The sequence below is a fragment of the Geobacter pickeringii genome (assembly GCF_000817955.1).
Lineage (GTDB): Bacteria > Desulfobacterota > Desulfuromonadia > Geobacterales > Geobacteraceae > Geobacter > Geobacter pickeringii.
The window spans coordinates 335,957-353,336 of record NZ_CP009788.1 but is presented as its reverse complement, the minus strand read 5'-3'; the positions used below and the strand labels follow the sequence as shown (position 1 = coordinate 353,336).

Genomic DNA, 17,380 nt, shown 5'->3' with positions numbered 1-17,380 from the left:
TATCCCTTCGCCCCGGCAGGTCAGCGGGAGGAGAGACCGCAAAGAAACAGGGGGCACATCCGTCGACGTGCCCCCTGTTTCTTTGCGGTTGGTAAATCCGGGCCGTGCCGTTACGGCACGACCGTGAACGGCCGCATCATCTCGTGGTCCTCATGGGAGAGGATGTGGCAGTGCCACATGTAGGTGCCGAGCTTGTCGAATTTCGCCCTGATCCTCACATACCCCTGGGAGCCGATGAGGTCGTTGGCCGGGGGGACGCGCACCGTGTCCTTCTCCCCCATTTCGTGGGGCTGGACCCGGTAGGGGGAATCGGCCGACGCCGAGTCGGCCACGGGGTTCAGGCCGGGCTCGGCATTGCGGCGCAGCCCGCCGGCAGCCACCACCGGCATGCCACCCAGGCCGTTGGCCGGCGTGTAGGCCCCCGGAGCGATGCTCCCCTTCTCCACCACCTCGAAGTCCACCAGGTGCAGGTGCATGGGGTGCATGTCCACCGTGTTGTTGATGATGACCCACTCCTCGACAACGTTCAGACGGGGCTTCTCGGTGATGGGGGCGTCGAAGGTGAGGCCGTTGAGAAGGATCTTGAGCCGCTGGAGCGTGGTGCCGGTGTTCGGATCATAGACAAGCACCCCGCTCTCCATGGTTTCCTGGAGGTCGACGTACCGGACGTTGCTGGCGACGCCCAGGGGGGTGACCGGCCGGGGATTGGCGGGGACCGCGCTGGTGTCGGCGCCGTTCAGCGGCTTGCTGATGCGGAACTGCATGATCCTGCCGGTGGTCGCGGCGGCCACCGGGTCGCCGCCGGGGAACGGGGTCGGCGCGTTGTTGCGCATGGTGATGCTCGTGCCGGCCGGAAGTTTGGAAAAATCGACGATCACGTCGGCCCGTTCCGCAAGGGAGAGGAGGAGAGCATTACCCGCGCTGTCGCCGATGGCAACGGATGCGGGGAGGAGGCCACCATCATTGCCGATCTGGGTAATGGTCCCCGCCGGGATGGCCACGGCGGCACCGCCGGCGTCCCGCGCCTCCAGCCAGATGTTGTAGAAGCGCGAGTCGGAGCCGTTCAGCATCCGGAAGCGGTATTTGCGGGGCTCCACGTCCAGATAGGGCCAGGCCTTGCCGTTGACGGTGATTACGTTGCCAAAGAATTCGGGCTTGGAGGTGAGGACCGGCTTGCCGCTGGCGTCGGTCTGCTGGTTGCCGCTGCCGGCATTGATGAGGGGGGTGGCCTCATAGTGCAGCGAACCGTCCTGGTTGAACGACTTGTCCTGGATCACCAGGGGCATCTCGTAGTTTCCGCGGGGGAGGTTCAGGGCATCCTCCACGCTGTCGCGAACCAGGTAGTTGGCGGCCAGGCCGGCGTAGACGTTCAGCCGGGTGATCCCCATGGCGTGGTCGTGGTACCAGAGCTGTTCAGCTTTCTGCGTATTCTCGTAGGTGTACGTCACCGTATTGCCGTCGGGACGGGCCGGACGGCCGCTCACCGGATCGGCGGGGAGACCGGTTTTGGCGTTCGGGTCGTTGGTGATCCACGCCTCGGGATGACCGTCGGATTCCGGCACCACATGGCCGCCGTGGAGGTGGGTGACGATGCGGATCTCCGGCGCCCCCATGTCCGCCCCGTGAAGGGTGGGGTCCACCGTCAGGAGGTGCCTGGTGAGGAGGTTGCCGGCGGAGTCCCGCAGATCGTTGATGTACTTCACCATCACCGGCCGGCCGGTCTCCCCCGGGAGGGTAGAGCGCGCTTCCACCGTCGCCCCGAGGTACCCGGCCTTGACGCCATTGGTCCGGTATCCCCAGACCGTGGTCCGAATGGGGGCGCCGGTGGCGGGATTGACGATTTCGCTGCCGTCCTTGCGGCGGAGACCGAAATCATAGTTGGCGGTCTGCTCCGCCACCACCGTGTAGAAGTCGGAGCCCGGCTGGCTCACCGTGTCCGGAGCCGCCACCGGGATCATCGGCAGCGGAGTGCCGAACTGCTGCAGGTCGAGGGGGTTGAGGATCTCCGTCCTCGACGCCGCCTGAATGACCACCGTTTTGTCGCTGCCACTGCAGGCCGAAAGGGAAACGGCGGCCACCAGCGCAAGCCCTCCTGAAACCATCCTCCTGTAGACACCCATACCACATCCTCCTCGCCATGATCTCAATGCAATCGATCCGTGTGAAACGGCCAGCCACCGCAATTGCAGCAGCGCATCAGTAGGGAAATGTTTAGCGGATTACGGGGGATTGTCAATCGCCGTTCTAAAATTTACAGGACCAGCCGTATTGACAACCGCCCGAACTCCGCGCGACAATCTGTCGGAGTTCACCGACGACACCGGCCCGGGGCGCCCTGACGCCCGTGCCGCAAGGGGAAATCATGGACCACGCCGATCTCGCCTGCATCGACCTCGACCTCCCTTCCCGCGAAGGGTTCCGGAAGTTCATCAGCTCCTGGCTCTACCGGGGGGATGGCTTCACCGTCCTCGTCGACCCCGGCCCCCTCTCCACCGTTCCCTGGCTCTGTCGGGAACTGCGTCGGCTGGGGGTGGAGCGCCTCGACCACATCCTCCTCACCCACATCCACATCGACCATGCCGGCGGAACCGGCGCGCTCCTCAGGGAGTTTCCCGGGGCGGCGGTCATCTGCCACCCCGAGGGGATCCGCCACCTCGTGGCGCCGGAAAAGCTCTGGGAAGGGTCCCGCAAGGTACTGGGAGCGCTGGCGGAGGCCTACGGCGAAATCGTCCCGGTCCCGGCGGAGCGGATCGGCTTTGCGGAGACCATCGGACCGGCCGGGATCCGCGCCTTCCTCACCCCCGGCCACGCCCAGCACCACTGCTGCTATCTCCTGGGCGACCTTCTCTTCGCCGGCGAGGTGGCCGGCGTGCGGTGCGACGTCCCCGGCGGGATCTTCATGCGCCCCGCCACCCCGCCCCGCTTCGTCCTGGAGGTGGCGCTGGACTCCCTCGACCGGATGATCGCCCTGGCTCCCCGCCGGATGGTCTTCGCCCACTACGGGGTGGTGGAGACCCCGCTCCAGCACCTGCGGATCGCCCGCAACCAGTTGCTGCTCTGGGTCAGGGGGGTGGCGGAGACCGCCGCCATCGAGCCGGCACGGCGGGAGGAAGCGCTCGTCGCCTGGCTTCTGGAGCGGGACGAGCAGTACCGGAACGAATGCCGTCTGCCGCAGGATATCCGTGCCCGCGAACGCTACTTCCTCGGCAATACCCTGCGCGGCATGATGGAATATGTGGATGCCCTCTCTGACGGGGAACGGCAGGCGCTGGGGGAGATGCGTCCGGCATAGTGCCTCGCCCGCCGGCACATGACGGTGCCGGCCTGAAACGTACAAAAGGCGGCCCATGGGTCGCCTTTTGCGTTACGCATCCCGCTCCTTTGCTTCCGTGCGGAGGCCCTATCCCTGCGGGTTCTGGACCAGCACCACCTGGGCCGGCATCGGCGCGGGAAATCCCGCCGCGGCGAGGGCCTCGCGGATGGTGCGGTTGCCGTCGAAGTAGACCTGCCAGTAGTGGTCGTTGTGGCAGTAGGGGCGCACGGCCAGCACCGGCCCCACCAGGGTGAAGTCGAGGATCTCCACGTCCACCGCCGGCGCCGCCAGGACGTTCGGCACCGCCGCCAGCTTCTCCCGCAGCAGCTTCATGGCGGCCACGTGATCGGCGCTGCCGGCCAGCTGGCACTTCAGCTCCACCCGCCGGTAGTCGTTGATGGTATAGTTCTGGATGGTGTCGTTGAACACCTTGGCATTGCCGACCATGGTCATCACGTTGTCCGGCGTGTTGACGGCGGTCACGAAGAGGCCGATCTCCCTGACGGTTCCGGTGACCCCCCCCGGCGGAGACGAAATCCCCCACCTTGAAGGGACGCAGCACGAGCAGAAAGGCGCCCGCCGCCAGATTGGAGAGGAGCCCTCCCCACGCGGCCCCCACGGCGATGCCGACGCCGGCCACCAAGGCGGCGAAGGTGGTGGTCTGCACCCCGAAGTAGCCGAGGATGGCCACCACCAGCACGATGTTCAGGGTGACGGCCAGGAAGTTGCCGAGGTAGCGCATCAGGCTCGGATCGACCTTCTGCCGCTCCAGGACCTGCTGGACCATTCGCCCCACGAAATGGATCAGCCAGCGGCCGATGATCCAGAAGAGTATGGCGGCGATGATCTTGGTCCCGATCTCCATGGCGTAGGTGACGACCAGCTGCTGGTACTGTCCGATGTTTTCCATGCCGCTCCCCCTTTGAGTGTCGTGCCGCGGCGCCGGTTACGCGGGCCTCTTCGACGGGACCACGCAGGCTCGATTCCGCCTTCGCATTCCCGAAAAGTTTACTGTCTTTTGCCTCCCTTTCCACCCTGCGAATTAATAATCACTTATTTCCGAGAGCGCGGAAATTCTCCCATTGGGTTGCGTGGCAGCGAAATTCGGGGCATCGTTTCCGGGACACGGGCCACCATGCCGACGGATCCTCCTCCGAGAGGGAGTGACGCGCCGCGGCGAACCGGTGCGCCCTCGACAGCGGCACCACCGGCACGTTTTTTCATCCCCTCCCCGCCCGTAATCTGCTATGGTAGGAGCTTGCTGTTTCGCTTCCGTAAGCGGCAACCGCATCCCGTACGAACAAACTCAACCGGTAAGGAGAAGTGCTGTGTCAAACGCAACCGCTGAAAAAGCATGCATCCCCCCCACCCCCTCCGTCGACCTCAGTGGCGAGGCCGGCTGGCTCCCCTTCGATGCGCCGTCGCTGGTGGGGGAGTCGCTCCGCTTCGTCTCCGGCGAACCCGACGGCAACCGCTTCCGGGTCCGCTACTACCGCGACGAAGAGAAGCATCTCCATGCGCGGATCTGGTTCGGCCCCGAGACCGGTGGCCCCCCGGGTCATGCCCACGGCGGCGCCGTGTCGGCAGTCATGGACGAAGCCCTGGGGCTGGCCGCCTGGGCCGCCGGCTATCCCATCGTCGTCGGCAATCTCAACGTGAGCTTTCGGGCCATGCTACCGCTCGAGAAGGTGGTGACGCTGGAGAGCCGGGTCGTCTCCGCCCAGGGGCGCAAGATCATGGTCCATGGCCGGCTCTTCTGCGGCGAGACGATCTATGCCGAGGGAGAGTGCCTCTGCATCACCATTCCGGGCCGCTGAGCCGGCCCCTCTCCCCCCTCACGGGAGCAGGACGATCTTGCCGAGGGTGCTCGACTCCATCACCGCATGGTGGGCCTCGGCCGCCTCGGCCAGCGGCAGCTCCCGACTCACCACCGGCCGAAGCGTCCCGTTGGAGAGCCCCTCGCCAAAGGCGGCGTGCATGCTGGCCAGCTCCCGCTCGGTGGCATTGAAGAGGGTCATGCCGAGGATCGCGGTCTCCCCCATGAAGGTGGCCCGCGGATCGATCTCGACCCGGCCGCGACTCCCGACGATCACCACCCGTCCCCCCTTCGCCAGCACCCCGAGGTCGCGGTCCAGGTTCACGTTGGCGAGCATTTCCACGACGACATCCACCCCTTTGCCGCAGGTGAGATCCTGCAGTTTGTCCAGATACCCGTCGCTGCGGTGGTTCAGGACATGGTGGGCGCCCTGGGCCAGCACCATCGCCTCACCCTTCTCCGTGCCGGCGGTGCCGATCACCCGGAGCCCGGCAGCCCGGGCAAGCTGCACCGCCGCAATCCCCACGCCGCCGCTGGCGCCATGGACGAGGACCGTCTCCCCCGCCACCCCGTGGGCCCGCTGGAACAGTGCCCGGAACGCCGCGCCGTAGGGGACGCCGATGGCCGCCCCCTGACCGTAGCCGATCCCTTCGGGGAGGGGATGGCTCTGGAACTCCTTGCAGAGCACCTCTTCGGCGTAGGTGCCGGTGAGGGACCGGGCGACGTAGACCCGCTCCCCCACCTGCCGGTGCCTCACCTCGGGGCCGACGGCGCTGATGACGCCGGCGCCGTCGAGACCGGGGGTATAGGGGAGCTTCAGGCCGGGAAGATACTGACCCGAGCGGATGTAGGTATCCACCGGATTCACGCCGACGGCGTGGAGCCTCACCACCACCTCCCCCGGACCGGGGGTCGGCACGGGGACCTCCTCCACCCGCATTACCTCAGGAAGACCGAATTCGCGGACTCGTATCGCTTTCATGGTGATCGTCCTTTCCGCCCCTGCCGTCGGAGGGCGCCGGCGAGGCAATGGTGGCGTGACGCCGGGTAACGACGCGGAAACCCTCACGCAGTGACAATTCCCTCCTATACTGCGGATTCGCCTCCCGACAACGTGGCCGGAGAAGCAACGCAGGCGGCCAGGTCGGCGGCCAGCCGCTGCAGGGTGGCGGACTCCTCCAGCCCGTCGAGAAACCGGCGGGGTATGCGGGAGAGGCCGACCTGCGCGCCGACCAGGGCGGCGGCAAGCATGGCGCGCGCCTGGTTCTGCCCCCCCCCGTTGACGGCATGGAGCAGGGCAGATTCGAAATCGTCGTGAAACCGGGCGGCCAGATAGTAGGCCGCCGGCAGCTGGTGATAGATGGCGCACGGCATGCCGTAGACGAGTGACACCTTCCATGCCGGCTCGATGCGGATATCCGGGTCTGCGGCGGCGGCAGCCATGTACGACGGCGTCAGCAGGGCGTCGGGGGAGGCGAACTTCCCGGCCCGGGGCGGGTCCGGGGCGCCGGGGCGGGGGGGGTGCAGATTGTCGCTGGTTACGGCGTGAAACGGGAGCTCCCCGCTCTTAACCAGCTTCATCAGTGTGGCCGAGAGGTGCGCGTCCAGCCGGTGCCCCCGCACCAGCAACCCCAGCACGGCGCCGTAGGCGACGGTCATGGAGACGACGGTGTCATCGATCTGGGTCAGAACGGCATTGCCGGCGATGGCGGTGGCGAGCCGAGAGGGGTCCAGCGCATAGCGTACCGCGAGGATGAGGGTGCGCTCGATCGCCTCCGTCGTGTCGGCGTGGCCGCCGGTCTTCCCCCACGGCAGTTTCTGCTCCACGCGCTGCCGCCACAGCTCGCGGATCGACTGGCTGGTGTACCCCCCCGGCCCGCAGACAGGGGTGCCGTCCAGGAGCGGCAGAAGCTCTTCATCCATGCGGCGGCAGAAATCCGCTTCATCGTACTCGCCGCGCTCCACCAGCGACTGGAGCAGCAGCTTCAGGATAAAACCTGCCTGGGATAACTGGCCCGCCTTGAGCCCCGCATGGTACCGATCCGGCCGGGGGTCGGTATACCCGGTGATCCAGGCGCCGTAATCGCGCCGCAGCTCGTGAAGGTCGTAATACCAGTGGGGCCCGAGCCCCATGGCGTCGCCGATGAAGGCGCCCATGACGGCGCCTGCCGCGCGGTCCCTGATCGTTGCATCGTTCATAGTCTCTCCTCCCCCACCGCGCCTGCCGAGATGGCGACGCGAATGATTACCGCCATTAAGAGCATTTACCGACACGCTCTAAGGGAGCTTATCGCACCGGTGCCGGAATGCAATCGGGCGGGGTGCGGCGCGTCGAATTCCGCCACCTCCGTTCCCCCTGACGGCTGACGGTGTATAATTGGTACATGATTGGACATTTCCATCGGATCGGAAAGGAGAGAGGATCATGGCAAATCCGTTCGTACACGTGGAGTTGATGACCACCGACATGGCCACAGCCAAGGCGTTTTATACCGGGCTGTTCGACTGGAAGCTGGAAGAGGTCCCGGGGATGGACTACACCCTGATCAATGTGGGTGAGGGGACGGGGGGCGGGATGATGCAGAGCCCGGTGCCCGAGGCGCCGTCCCGGTGGCTGGCCTACGTCCTGGTGGACGACGTGGCTGCCTCCACCACGAAGGCCCAGACCCTCGGGGCGACGATCTGCAAGGAGGTCACCGAAGTCCCGGGGATCGGCTGGTTCAGCGTCATCACCGATCCCACCGGGGCGACCCTGGCGCTGTGGCAGGTGAACCCGGACTACCGGATGCCGGCGAAGTGAGCGGCTGACCGGGGGGGCGACGGCGGCCGTCGGTGCCCCCCTCGCCAAGATCAGACGGGAGGTGCTCCCATGAAATCATTCATGGCGCAATACAGTTCCCACTGTTACGCACTGATGCGGATCGTGGTCGGTTTTCTTTTTCTGTGGCACGGCGCCCAGAAGCTGTTCGGGTTTCCTCCGGGCATGCCGGCAGGCGCACCACCGTTCATCACCTATGTCGCCGGCCCGATCGAGCTGATCGGCGGCATCCTGGTGATGATCGGGCTCTTCACCCACTGGGCGGCCTTCATCACCAGCGGCCAGATGGCCGTCGCCTACTGGATGGCGCACGGGACCAAGGCGCTGCTGCCGCTCCAGAACAATGGCGAGCTGGCCGTGCTCTACTGCTTCGTCTTCCTCTTCATCGCCGCCCAGGGGGGTGGGATCTGGAGCGTCGACGGGGCCCAGAAACGACGGTAACGGCAGCGTATTCGGCGTACCGGGGCCGTCATCACCCAAACACTGTCAAAGGAGGATCTGACAATGACCACACGAAAAAAGGCGACCGACGGGCCGCCTTTTTTCGTGACGTGACGCTCTCCCCGGAACTCAGGAGAGCAGCAGCGAGACCCCATGGAGCAGCAGGCCGATCACGCCTCCCACGAGGGTGCCGTTCATCCGGATGAACTGCAGGTCGGAGCCGATGCTCAGCTCGATCTCGCTGGTATAGTCATCGCTCTCCCACTGCTGCATGGTGCCGGTTATATGGCCGGCAATCGCCGTGCGCAGCGTATCCCCGTAATGCAGCACCAGCGTCTCCAGGTGCTCGTTCAGAGAATCCTTCAGCCCCCGGTTGTGCGCCAGGGCCGCGCCCAGGCCGGCAACCGCCGCCGCAATCTTCTCCTGCACCTGCGACTGCGGTTGCTGCAGGTCGCTCTTCAGCCAGTTCTTGAGATCGGTGCCGATACTCTGCGCATAGTCGCTGATGGCCTGGTTGTGGACGACGTCGCGCTTGATCGCCTCGACCTTGTCGCGTAGCACCGGGTCGGACTTCAGCCGGGCGATGAAGCCGGTCACGGCGGTGTCGAAGCGGTAGCGGACCTCATGGCCGGGATCGGCATTGACCTCCTGGATGAAGGCGTTGATCCGCTTGACGATCTTCTCCCCCGCCCCCCGGGCGAACTTGTCCCGGTTGGGGATGAAGGCGACCAGCAGCGGGTATTCCTTGGCGCACATGTCGTCGATGGCCGTGGCGAGCCGCGCCTGGGCCTCTTCGCTCGCCAGCCACCCGGCACAGCGCCGCAGCAGGTCATCGAGCACGATCTGGTGGCGGTTGTCTTTCCGCAGTGCCTCGAGAACCGTGCCGGCGGAGGTCGAGACATCGAAACCGTCGATCCGGTTGCCCAGGGCGCCCCGCAGCAGCCGCTGCACCCGTTCGTCGTCGATGAAATCCAGGGAGTCGGCGCAGAGGCGGGTCACCCCCCGGGCCAGCCCGGCGGCATTGTCCCGCGACATCAGGTAGGCGGCCAGGTGCTCGGCCGGGTTGTACCCCCTCAGCTTGGCAATCAGGGTATCGCTGGCCAGGAACTTGTCGCGGATGAAGCTCGCCAGATTCCCGGCAATGGCGTCCTTCTTGTTTCTGATGATCGCCGTATGGGGAATCGGCACCCCCAGCGGGTGCCGAAACAGCGCCACCACCGCGAACCAGTCCGCCAGGGCGCCCACCATGGCTGCCTCCGCAAAGGCGGCCACCCACTCCCAGGCGCCATGCCCCTTCTGCAGGCGGGCGATCACGAAGAGTATCGCCGCGCCAATCATCAACCCCGTTGCTATCGTCTTGTTTCTGATCAGTGCTCGTTTTCTGATGTCCACACACATTCTCCGAATCGTTTTTTCGCGCCCGCGCACGACACACAAAAGCCGCTTCATCAGCGGAAGCGGCTTCCCGTCAGGGAGTTGTTTTATGACATGGCGGCGGTGCTCTTGTCAACGCCTGGCAGGGGCGGCACGGCGCGGCTCCTTCATTCTCCGCTCAAGGTCAGCCGCCGTCGGGGGTGACGGGCCTGAAGCGCGGCAGTTCGGCGCCGTCCACCACCACCGTCTCCATGAACATCGCCAGCGGCCGCACCCAAAGGGAATCGTTGTCGTAGAGGCAGCGGTAGACCACCAGCAGCTCGTCCGTCTCGCTGTGGCGGGCCGTGCCGATCACCCGGTACTCGCCCCCCTTGTAGTGCCGGTAGAGCCCCGGCGTCGGTTCATGGTGCATAACGACCACCTCCACTCAATCGAGGTTCAGGAGCACCGGAAGCTCGTGGATACCATCCAGAAGCCAGCGGGCAGCGCCGAAATCCCCTCCGAGGTTCATGGGGCCGGGGATCGCGGCGACGACAAGGCCGGCCCGGGCTGCGGAGTTCACCCCCCGCTCCGAGTCCTCGATTGCCAGGCAGCGGCCGGGGTCGAGCCCGGCGCGGGCACAGGCGGTCCGGTACGGTTCCGGATCGGGCTTCGATGCTCCGTAGTCCTCACGGGTGAGGATGAAATCGAAATAGCCGAGCAGCCCGCTCGCCCGGTGCATCTGCAGGAAGTTCTCCCGCCGGCAGCTGGTGACGATCGCCATGGGGAGCCGGCCGTGGAGCCGTTCCAGGGTCTCCCGCACCCCCGGAATCACCCGTGCCTCCCCACCCAGGAGCCGATAGTAGATCTCGTCCCGCATCCGGCGCAGCCCCGCCGCCTCGCTGTCGCCCTGCCCCGCACCGGCGGCGAGATCGAGCACGCTTTCCCCCCGGCAGAGGGAAATCCGGCGGAAATCGTCGAGGGAAAGCTCCACCCCCGCCTGCGTCAGGGCCTCGGCATTGGCCTGGTAATAGAGGTGCTCGGTTTCCATCAACACACCGTCGTTGTCCCAGAAAATTCCGTCAAACATCGTCGCGCCCGCCTCACCTTCCGTCAATCGTTGAAAGGACGTCCGAAGTTCAGCCGCCCCCGACAACCATTGTGGTGCAAAGTCAGATAAAACTGCAAGGGTGGAATCAACAGCGGCGGCCAATCGGTCGCATCGTCGTTCCGGGAGGCCTGAAACCGAGGCATGGCTTCGTCCAAAACAGCAACGCCGGCCGGCTGCCTCCCTTGAATCACGTATGGTATTCCCGGAATTCTCGCCCCACCTCCCCTGTTTCTCGAACTGCTCTCCCCGCTGGCGCATGGTATAATTTCCATAAGTACACGGGAATGTTGGACCGATTCCCCTATTGAAAGGCAGATAGCCATGAGCAACGCGGTTCCGGAAGGATATTCCAGCGTCACACCGATGATCGTGTTCAAGGATGCCCGCAAGGCCATGTGCGCTGAGGGGTGGAACGAGTCCCTTGACAAACTGGCCGAAAGTCTGGCACGGGAAGGGGGGAAAGCTCCATGAGAGAGGCAGTCCTCGGGCTCGTGCTGCTGGCGTTGGCGGTACCTGCCGCTGCCGGCCGGAAGGGAGGAACGAACATGGGCGCGATGCATCTCACCAGCCCCGCCTTTGTCCAGGGCGGGGTCATTCCGGCGCTGCACACCTGCGACGGCCGGGATACCAGCCCGCCCCTCGCCATCGGCGGCGTGGCGGAACAGGCGCAATCCCTCGTCCTGATCATGGACGATCCGGACGCCCCCATGGGAACCTGGGTTCATTGGGTGCTCTGGAACATTCCGCCGCATTCCGCCGCGATCGCCGAAAACGGCGTCCCCGCCGGGAGCGTCCAGGGGCGCAACAGTTGGCAGCGAAGCGGCTACGGCGGCCCCTGCCCACCCTCGGGAAGCCATCGCTACTTCTTCAGGCTCTACGCCCTCGACACGCGCCTCGACCTTCCCGCCGGCGCCGGCAAAGCCGAGGTCGAACGGGCCATGAAGGGGCACGTCATCGCCGAAGCCGAACTCATGGGCACCTACCGACGGCGCTAGAGGGGGGCAGAGTGCCAGCTGCCGTGCGAATTAAGATATGCAGGTGGGTATCTCACCGGATTCCCGTTGGTTCCTCGACCAGACTTCGGAAAGGTGTTGACATATCCTCATCGCGGTGATATCCCTGCGAAAAATTGTTTGCGAGATAGACGACAATACTCAACCACCCGCGAGGGTGGGGCGGAAAGCCTACAGGGTCTCACCGAGACAGCCGGGTTGCCGAAATATCACACGATATTCGGCCCCGGCTTTTTTGTTGCCAAAGCGTACATGGAGGTCGCATCAGCACGGAGTGCGCCTTTGACGGGCGCCGTATTATCATGCCGGGTCACGTCGGAGACGGAAAACGGCATTACAACAGCTTGGTGGTAAACGATAATACTCAACCATCCGCGAGGGTGGGGCGGAAAGCCTACAGGGTCTCACCGAGACAGCCGGGGCCGAAATATCACGCGATATTCGGCCCCGGCTTTTTTATTTTTACGACCCAGAAAGGTACCTGATTAACCCATGCGCCGAATCGTCGACCTGTCGCTCCCATCCAATTGGCTTTGTCTCATGACTCTCGCCATGGCCATCCTGGCTCTCAACGGCTGTGCTGCCACAAAAGGTGCGTGGTTTTCCCCGGTCCATCCCGAGAGGGAGATCGAACGGAATCAGTTTCCGGTTGAATCAGGCGATGACGTCATCGGCCGGCTGGTGGTCATCAGGCTCGAAAAGGGAGATACGCTTCCGGATATCGCCCGGCACTTCGGGCTGGGGATCAATGCGGTCAGTGCCGCCAATCCGGGGGTTGATGTATGGGTACCCGAGAGCGGAGCGCGGGTCATGTTACCCCTGAGCTTTATCCTGCCGGACGCCCCCCGGAAGGGGATCGTGGTCAATCTGGCCACCATGAGGCTCTTTCAGTTCAAAGAAAATGGCACGCCCCCGGTGGTCGCGACCTACCCGGTCGGGGTCGGAACCAGAGAGCGCCCCACCCCCACAGGGCAAATGCGCGTGGCGCGCAAGGCTGCCCAGCCGACCTGGCATGTGCCCGCTTCAATTTCCGAGGACCATCGAAAAAAAGGGGACCCCCTCCCCGCGGATGTTCCGCCGGGGCCGCAGAATCCCCTGGGAGAATACGCGCTCTATCTGAGCAAAGCGGGTTATCTGATCCATGGCACCAACAAGCCGGCCAGTATCGGACTTAAAGCGACCAACGGCTGCATGCGGCTCTATCCGGAAAACGTGAAGCTGCTTTACAACGACACTCCCGTCAATACAGCCGTTGCAATTGTCAACCAGCCCTATCTCATAGGTCAGCATGATGGGGTGCTCTACATGGAGGCCCATACCCCTCTGGAAGAGCCGGGCGCAGGCGCCACTGAACTGGAGAAGGTATATGCGAAATTGAGAACCATCGAAAAGAAATCGGGACGCACACTTGACTGGAAAAAAATCAAGGACGTGCAGACCGAGGCCCGGGGGATTCCCGTCCCCATCCTGGATATGGGTCAAGGAACCGGGAAAGAGGCTGCGAAACCGATAGAAGTCGAGCACCCGGACAGACTGTACGGCAGACCGGAAATACCGGAACTGACGCTGGACGCATGGTATGTCCTGGCTGGCACCATGCGTGACGAAACCGAGGCCCGGAGGATGGCCGCCATCATCAACCACCAGGGTCCGCCAATTCCGGCACGGGTGCTGTCAAAGAATAGTGGCTACCGTGTTATCGCCGGCCCTTTCAGTGACATCAGTGAGGCCAGGGACGCAGTCAAACGCCTGAAAATTGATCTGCAAATAGACGGCATTTTGATTGAGCCCGTCAAGAAGAGAGCAGGGTAAACCGAGCCGAAAGGAGGTGATGGGTGGCAAAGATCCATCCTTTGGCAATCTCAATGAATAAACGGAACAAAAAGGAGGTATTAGAAATGAAGACAAAACTTCTGGTGATCTCGATGATTCTTGTTCTCGGGGCATTGACGGGATGTGCAACATCCGGCGACCTCGAGAAAGTGCAGGCACAGCAAAACCTGATTGATGCGAAAGTCGAGAAGGCATTGCAGGATGCGCAGGCTGCCAAGGCGTCGGCCGATGCGGCCGCAGCCCGCGCCGATGAAGCGACAAAGAAGGCAGAGGAACGGGAAAAGCTCGCCGACGAAAAGGCGAAGAGGGCAGACGCCGCTTTCCAGAAATCGATGAGGAAGTAAGCGAACTGCCACCGGACAGTGAAGTGGCAGGGTTCCCAATCCCTGCCGCTTCACTATCTCAGGCAAGTAAGTCCGGCCCTTCAGACATTCGATCTGCCGGGATATCAAGCTGACATTCCCGATGCCTCTGCCAAGGAGTGGAGACGCATATGGCCCAAAAACAACGCAGGGTGCGCACGCGCCTTTTCCCAATCGTTATCTGCAGCCTCATAACGCCGCTTTTCCTGAACGGATGCAGTGGATTTCAGGCCAGGTCGAGCTTCGAAGAAGCGAATGCCCTTTCCAGTCGGGGAGACTACAGCGCCTCTCTGAGCAAATATGAGCGGATTATCGAAGAATATCCCGCGAATGGGGACAGGGTTCTCTTCGAGATGGGGATCATTTATGCCCATCCGAAGAATGGGCAGAGAGATTATCAGAAAGCCCTGGAATGTTTTCAGAAAATCATAACGGCTTACCCGGGGAGCGGGTATCGGAAGGACAGCGAGATGATGACATTTTACATCAACAATGTCGCTGTCAAGGACGAGACTATTGCTGCGCAGCAGACACGCATCGAGACGCTCACGCACGAGGCCGAGAGCAGAGTGAGTGAAATTGGTGCCCTGCAGAAGAAGATCAAGGAGCTCGAACAGAAGGTCTTTGTTCTTGCCACCCAGAAGGGGTCGGCAGACCGGATTCTGATAGAAAAAAAAGAGCGGCGAATGACGTTGCTCTCAAAGGGTGAGGTGCTCAAAACCTACCGGATAGCCTTGGGGGGGAACCCGAATGGTCCCAAAGAACGGCAGGGGGATAACAAAACCCCGGAGGGGACCTACTCCATCGATTCACGAAACAAGGACAGCCGTTATCACCTCTCTCTCCATATTTCCTACCCAAACGAAAGAGACAGAAAGCGTGCGAAAGAACTGGGTGTTTCTCCGGGCGGAAACATCATGATCCACGGAATCAAGAACGGTTTCTCGTGGGTTGGCGATGCTCACACCGAGGTTGACTGGACGAAAGGGTGTATTGCCGTAACAGACGAGGAAATAGAGGAAATAGCAAAAGTGGCGCCAAATGGGACGACCGTCGAGATAAGGCCATAGAAGACGGCCAATCCGTCACCCACCTCGATCGCAGCAGAGGCGACCCAAACGGCTCGCCTTTTCAATTACCTACCGTCTCCTCCGAGCCCCCCGTTTTCTAATTCCCAACCGTAGCGAAGGAGATTGACCCGCCCCCGGGAGTCGAACCGGACCCCTTCGGCCTCCAGCAGCAGCCGCTGGATGAGACCACCGTCACCGTTGCGGCGCGGACTCACCTGTCCCTGGCTGTTGATCACCCGCTGCCAGGGGACATCGTGGCCGGCCGGGAGCGCGGCCATGGCAAAGCCGACGGTCCGTGCCGTGCAGCCAGCCTGCCGGGCGATACGCCCGTAGGTGGTGACCCGCCCCGGCGGGACTTTGCGTACAAGGGTGTAGATGCGGTTATACAAGGGACTGGACATGGTTTTATCTACTATGCGATTCTGCTGCGTGACGATAGGTTCATAACGTGACCTCTTGGAACTTCCACCGCCGGCTTGACATGTCAGGCGACAAAAGGTAAAAAGGTTGTGCACAGAATCAAGAAACTGGTTTCAGAATAGACGACAATACTAAACCATCCGTGAGGATGGGGCGGAAAGCCCACAGGGTCTCATCGAGACAGCCGGGTTGCCGAAATATTTCTTCGGCGATCCGGCTTTTTTGTTTTCTGGAACCATGCAGGAGGTCATGCACATGAACAAGAAAATCCACAATATGGCGGTATTCATCGAATTTCTCGTCGGATCCGGCCTGGCGATCTTTTTTCACTGGGTGCTCCGCCACGAAGAGATCGCCTACGTCACCTTTGCCGTGGGCCTGCTCCTCTCCCTTGCCACCTGGCTGCTGCGGGAGGATGTGGAAAACGCGCGGGATACCCTCATCGAACAGTACCGGGAGGCCCACGAGATCCCGGCGGCCCTTGCCCGGATCTGTGACCCCGAATGCCATGCCCGGGCCACCGAACTGATGGCCTCGACGCGACGGACGCTCCTCATGCTCGAAAAGGGGTACATCCCCCTGGACGACACCGAGTTTTACCTGGAGGGGGCCAAACTCTCGGACGCGGCAACCCACTCCATCAAGGCGGTGGACCCGATGACCCCGGGGTGGGGCACCCGCGGCACCCTCCTCAACTTCTATCAGGCCAATCTCCGCGCCCTGGAGCGGGAGGTCGCCATAACCCGGATCTTCGTCATCAACCGCGACGATCTCGCCGACCCCGAAGTGCAGAAGGTGCTCCTCGCGCAGCATGGAGACCGCGTTACCGTACGGGTCGCCTTCCGCGACGAACTCCCCGCCGCCAGCGACATCAACGGACGCGACACCACCGGATCCTTCAACTTCGCCATCTACGACGATCAGGTGGTGACCGACGTCTTCACCCAGCCCGGAAAATACTACGGACGCAAGACGACCCACCATGGGGAAGTGGAACGTTACCAGCGGCTCTACGAACTGATCGAGCACAGCGCCCACCCCCTTGAGCCCGGAGAGGAGAGCCTCACCATCGCCTCGGAGGTGTACGCCATCAACTCGTGAGTGCCGCCTGCTCACGAAATCACCGGAATTTCGTGAGCAGTTTACTCATTTCCCTTCTCGGAAACCACACCTTCAACCAGCGGCTTTATCTCAGGTAGTCGCTCCTGTGCGACCTTCCAGACCGTCTTGAGATCAACGCCCATGTAATCGTGGATGAGCACGTCCCGCATGCCTGCCATCTTGTTCCATGGGATATTGGGGTGTCTGTTGCGAAAAGAGGCGGGGACATGCTTGGTGGCTTCGCCGAGAACTTCCAGGCTTCTTATTACCGCATTGACCGTTTTCTTGTCAGCTGCAAATGCATCATAGGTCATCCCGGACACAAACTCTTTAACGTCGTTGATTGAGCCCAGAATGTCATTGAGATAATCGGTAATCTCCCGGCCTTTCTTAGACATACTCCACCTCGGCCAGGATGCGTCTGCCGATGGCCGGCTTCAGGGCCGATTCCATGACCAGATCCACCTTGTGGTTGAGACGGGTTTCCAGAAACTCGCGCAGATCGAGGAACTCGAACAGATCTATGTCGCGACTGAAGGAGACAAGGATGTCGATATCGCTTCGCTTGCGCTGCTGCCCGCGGACGTAGGAGCCGAACAGGCCGAGCTTCATCACGCCGTAGCGGGACTCGATCTCCGGCTTGCTGCTTCTGATGATGTCGATTACTTCCTGTTTGCCCATAGCCGATTGATACCATAAAAAAAGGGGCGCTTCAATCAGCGCCCCGTC

General features: G+C 62.9%; 20 protein-coding genes, 1 pseudogene and 2 riboswitches. Of the genes and pseudogenes, 10 read left to right on the top strand and 11 right to left on the bottom strand.

Annotated features, from left to right (window positions below; all coding sequences use genetic code 11):
• Nucleotides 1-110: 110 nt before the first annotated feature.
• Nucleotides 111-2,120 carry a multicopper oxidase family protein gene (locus GPICK_RS01605; protein WP_052263233.1) on the bottom strand — a complete coding sequence of 670 codons (2,010 nt, stop codon included), beginning with the start codon at nucleotides 2,118-2,120 and terminating at the stop codon, nucleotides 111-113.
• A gap of 242 nt (nucleotides 2,121-2,362) precedes the next feature.
• Between GPICK_RS01605 and GPICK_RS01600 the strand changes: the two genes are divergently transcribed.
• Nucleotides 2,363-3,292: an MBL fold metallo-hydrolase gene (locus GPICK_RS01600; RefSeq protein ID WP_039739956.1), complete on the top strand. Its 930-nt coding sequence runs from the start codon at nucleotides 2,363-2,365 to the stop codon at nucleotides 3,290-3,292.
• A gap of 108 nt (nucleotides 3,293-3,400) precedes the next feature.
• Here the strand turns inward: GPICK_RS01600 and GPICK_RS18205 are convergent, their stop codons facing one another.
• On the bottom strand, nucleotides 3,401-3,796 hold the full coding sequence (locus tag GPICK_RS18205) for a mechanosensitive ion channel family protein (protein ID WP_269078668.1): 396 nt from the start codon (nucleotides 3,794-3,796) through the stop codon (nucleotides 3,401-3,403).
• Nucleotides 3,797-4,109: 313 nt separating this feature from the next.
• Nucleotides 4,110-4,178, bottom strand: a pseudogene (locus GPICK_RS18200) (hypothetical protein); the annotation flags it as partial.
• Nucleotides 4,179-4,641: 463 nt separating this feature from the next.
• Here GPICK_RS18200 and GPICK_RS01590 point away from each other — a divergent pair.
• On the top strand, nucleotides 4,642-5,130 hold the full coding sequence (locus tag GPICK_RS01590) for a hotdog domain-containing protein (protein ID WP_052263232.1): 489 nt from the start codon (nucleotides 4,642-4,644) through the stop codon (nucleotides 5,128-5,130).
• A gap of 18 nt (nucleotides 5,131-5,148) precedes the next feature.
• On the opposite strand, the gene GPICK_RS01585 is transcribed toward GPICK_RS01590, so the two are convergent.
• Nucleotides 5,149-6,111 (bottom strand): NADPH:quinone reductase, encoded by a 963-nt coding sequence (locus tag GPICK_RS01585; RefSeq protein WP_039739954.1) that lies wholly within the window; start codon nucleotides 6,109-6,111, stop codon nucleotides 5,149-5,151.
• A gap of 104 nt (nucleotides 6,112-6,215) precedes the next feature.
• A complete protein-coding gene (locus GPICK_RS01580; RefSeq protein WP_039739952.1) occupies nucleotides 6,216-7,328 on the bottom strand; it encodes an ADP-ribosylglycohydrolase family protein in 1,113 nt (370 codons plus the stop codon).
• 226 nt (nucleotides 7,329-7,554) lie between these two features.
• Here GPICK_RS01580 and GPICK_RS01575 point away from each other — a divergent pair, with 226 nt between their 5' ends.
• Together GPICK_RS01575 and GPICK_RS01570 are read left to right on the top strand one after the other, a co-directional pair.
• Nucleotides 7,555-7,929: a VOC family protein gene (locus GPICK_RS01575; protein WP_039739950.1), complete on the top strand. Its 375-nt coding sequence runs from the start codon at nucleotides 7,555-7,557 to the stop codon at nucleotides 7,927-7,929.
• A gap of 69 nt (nucleotides 7,930-7,998) precedes the next feature.
• Nucleotides 7,999-8,388, top strand: coding sequence for a DoxX family protein (locus tag GPICK_RS01570; protein ID WP_039739947.1), 390 nt, complete (start codon nucleotides 7,999-8,001; stop codon nucleotides 8,386-8,388).
• Between the two features lie 129 nt (nucleotides 8,389-8,517).
• On the opposite strand, the gene GPICK_RS01565 is transcribed toward GPICK_RS01570, so the two are convergent.
• The 3 genes from GPICK_RS01565 to GPICK_RS01555 form a co-directional block, all read right to left on the bottom strand.
• Nucleotides 8,518-9,786: a DUF445 domain-containing protein gene (locus tag GPICK_RS01565; protein ID WP_039739944.1), complete on the bottom strand. Its 1,269-nt coding sequence runs from the start codon at nucleotides 9,784-9,786 to the stop codon at nucleotides 8,518-8,520.
• A 160-nt stretch (nucleotides 9,787-9,946) separates the two neighbouring features.
• Entirely contained in the window at nucleotides 9,947-10,174 is a 228-nt protein-coding gene (locus tag GPICK_RS01560; protein WP_039739941.1) for a DUF1653 domain-containing protein, read from the bottom strand.
• Nucleotides 10,175-10,189: 15 nt separating this feature from the next.
• A complete protein-coding gene (locus GPICK_RS01555) occupies nucleotides 10,190-10,831 on the bottom strand; it encodes an HAD family hydrolase (protein ID WP_039739940.1) in 642 nt (213 codons plus the stop codon).
• 342 nt (nucleotides 10,832-11,173) lie between these two features.
• On the opposite strand from GPICK_RS01555, the gene GPICK_RS17470 reads away from it, so the two are divergent.
• The 5 genes from GPICK_RS17470 to GPICK_RS01535 all read left to right on the top strand — a co-directional run bounded on the left by GPICK_RS17470 (nucleotide 11,174) and on the right by GPICK_RS01535 (nucleotide 15,130).
• Nucleotides 11,174-11,323 carry a hypothetical protein gene (locus GPICK_RS17470; protein WP_158414152.1) on the top strand — a complete coding sequence of 50 codons (150 nt, stop codon included), beginning with the start codon at nucleotides 11,174-11,176 and terminating at the stop codon, nucleotides 11,321-11,323.
• Nucleotides 11,320-11,847, top strand: a complete 528-nt coding sequence (locus GPICK_RS01550; protein WP_039739938.1) for a YbhB/YbcL family Raf kinase inhibitor-like protein — start codon at nucleotides 11,320-11,322, stop codon at nucleotides 11,845-11,847. The genes GPICK_RS17470 and GPICK_RS01550 overlap by 4 nt, the downstream gene beginning before the upstream one ends.
• A 147-nt stretch (nucleotides 11,848-11,994) precedes the next feature.
• Nucleotides 11,995-12,071: riboswitch (cyclic di-GMP riboswitch) on the top strand.
• Nucleotides 12,072-12,357: 286 nt separating this feature from the next.
• Nucleotides 12,358-13,677, top strand: a complete 1,320-nt coding sequence (locus GPICK_RS01545) for a L,D-transpeptidase family protein (RefSeq protein ID WP_039739936.1) — start codon at nucleotides 12,358-12,360, stop codon at nucleotides 13,675-13,677.
• 23 nt (nucleotides 13,678-13,700) lie between these two features.
• Nucleotides 13,701-14,042: an Lpp/OprI family alanine-zipper lipoprotein gene (locus GPICK_RS01540; protein WP_330217059.1), complete on the top strand. Its 342-nt coding sequence runs from the start codon at nucleotides 13,701-13,703 to the stop codon at nucleotides 14,040-14,042.
• A gap of 149 nt (nucleotides 14,043-14,191) precedes the next feature.
• Nucleotides 14,192-15,130: a L,D-transpeptidase family protein gene (locus tag GPICK_RS01535; protein ID WP_039739934.1), complete on the top strand. Its 939-nt coding sequence runs from the start codon at nucleotides 14,192-14,194 to the stop codon at nucleotides 15,128-15,130.
• 65 nt (nucleotides 15,131-15,195) lie between these two features.
• Here GPICK_RS01535 and GPICK_RS01530 read toward each other — a convergent pair whose 3' ends face one another.
• Nucleotides 15,196-15,531, bottom strand: a complete 336-nt coding sequence (locus GPICK_RS01530) for an MGMT family protein (RefSeq protein ID WP_039739932.1) — start codon at nucleotides 15,529-15,531, stop codon at nucleotides 15,196-15,198.
• 139 nt (nucleotides 15,532-15,670) lie between these two features.
• Nucleotides 15,671-15,747, top strand: a riboswitch (cyclic di-GMP riboswitch).
• A gap of 58 nt (nucleotides 15,748-15,805) precedes the next feature.
• On the opposite strand from GPICK_RS01530, the gene GPICK_RS01525 reads away from it, so the two are divergent.
• On the top strand, nucleotides 15,806-16,651 hold the full coding sequence (locus tag GPICK_RS01525) for a hypothetical protein (protein WP_039739929.1): 846 nt from the start codon (nucleotides 15,806-15,808) through the stop codon (nucleotides 16,649-16,651).
• Nucleotides 16,652-16,692: 41 nt separating this feature from the next.
• On the opposite strand, the gene GPICK_RS01520 is transcribed toward GPICK_RS01525, so the two are convergent.
• Nucleotides 16,693-17,049 (bottom strand): HepT-like ribonuclease domain-containing protein, encoded by a 357-nt coding sequence (locus tag GPICK_RS01520; RefSeq protein ID WP_039739927.1) that lies wholly within the window; start codon nucleotides 17,047-17,049, stop codon nucleotides 16,693-16,695.
• Nucleotides 17,042-17,332, bottom strand: coding sequence for a nucleotidyltransferase family protein (locus GPICK_RS01515; protein ID WP_039739926.1), 291 nt, complete (start codon nucleotides 17,330-17,332; stop codon nucleotides 17,042-17,044). The genes GPICK_RS01520 and GPICK_RS01515 overlap by 8 nt, the downstream gene beginning before the upstream one ends.
• Between the last annotated feature and the right edge of the window lie 48 nt (nucleotides 17,333-17,380).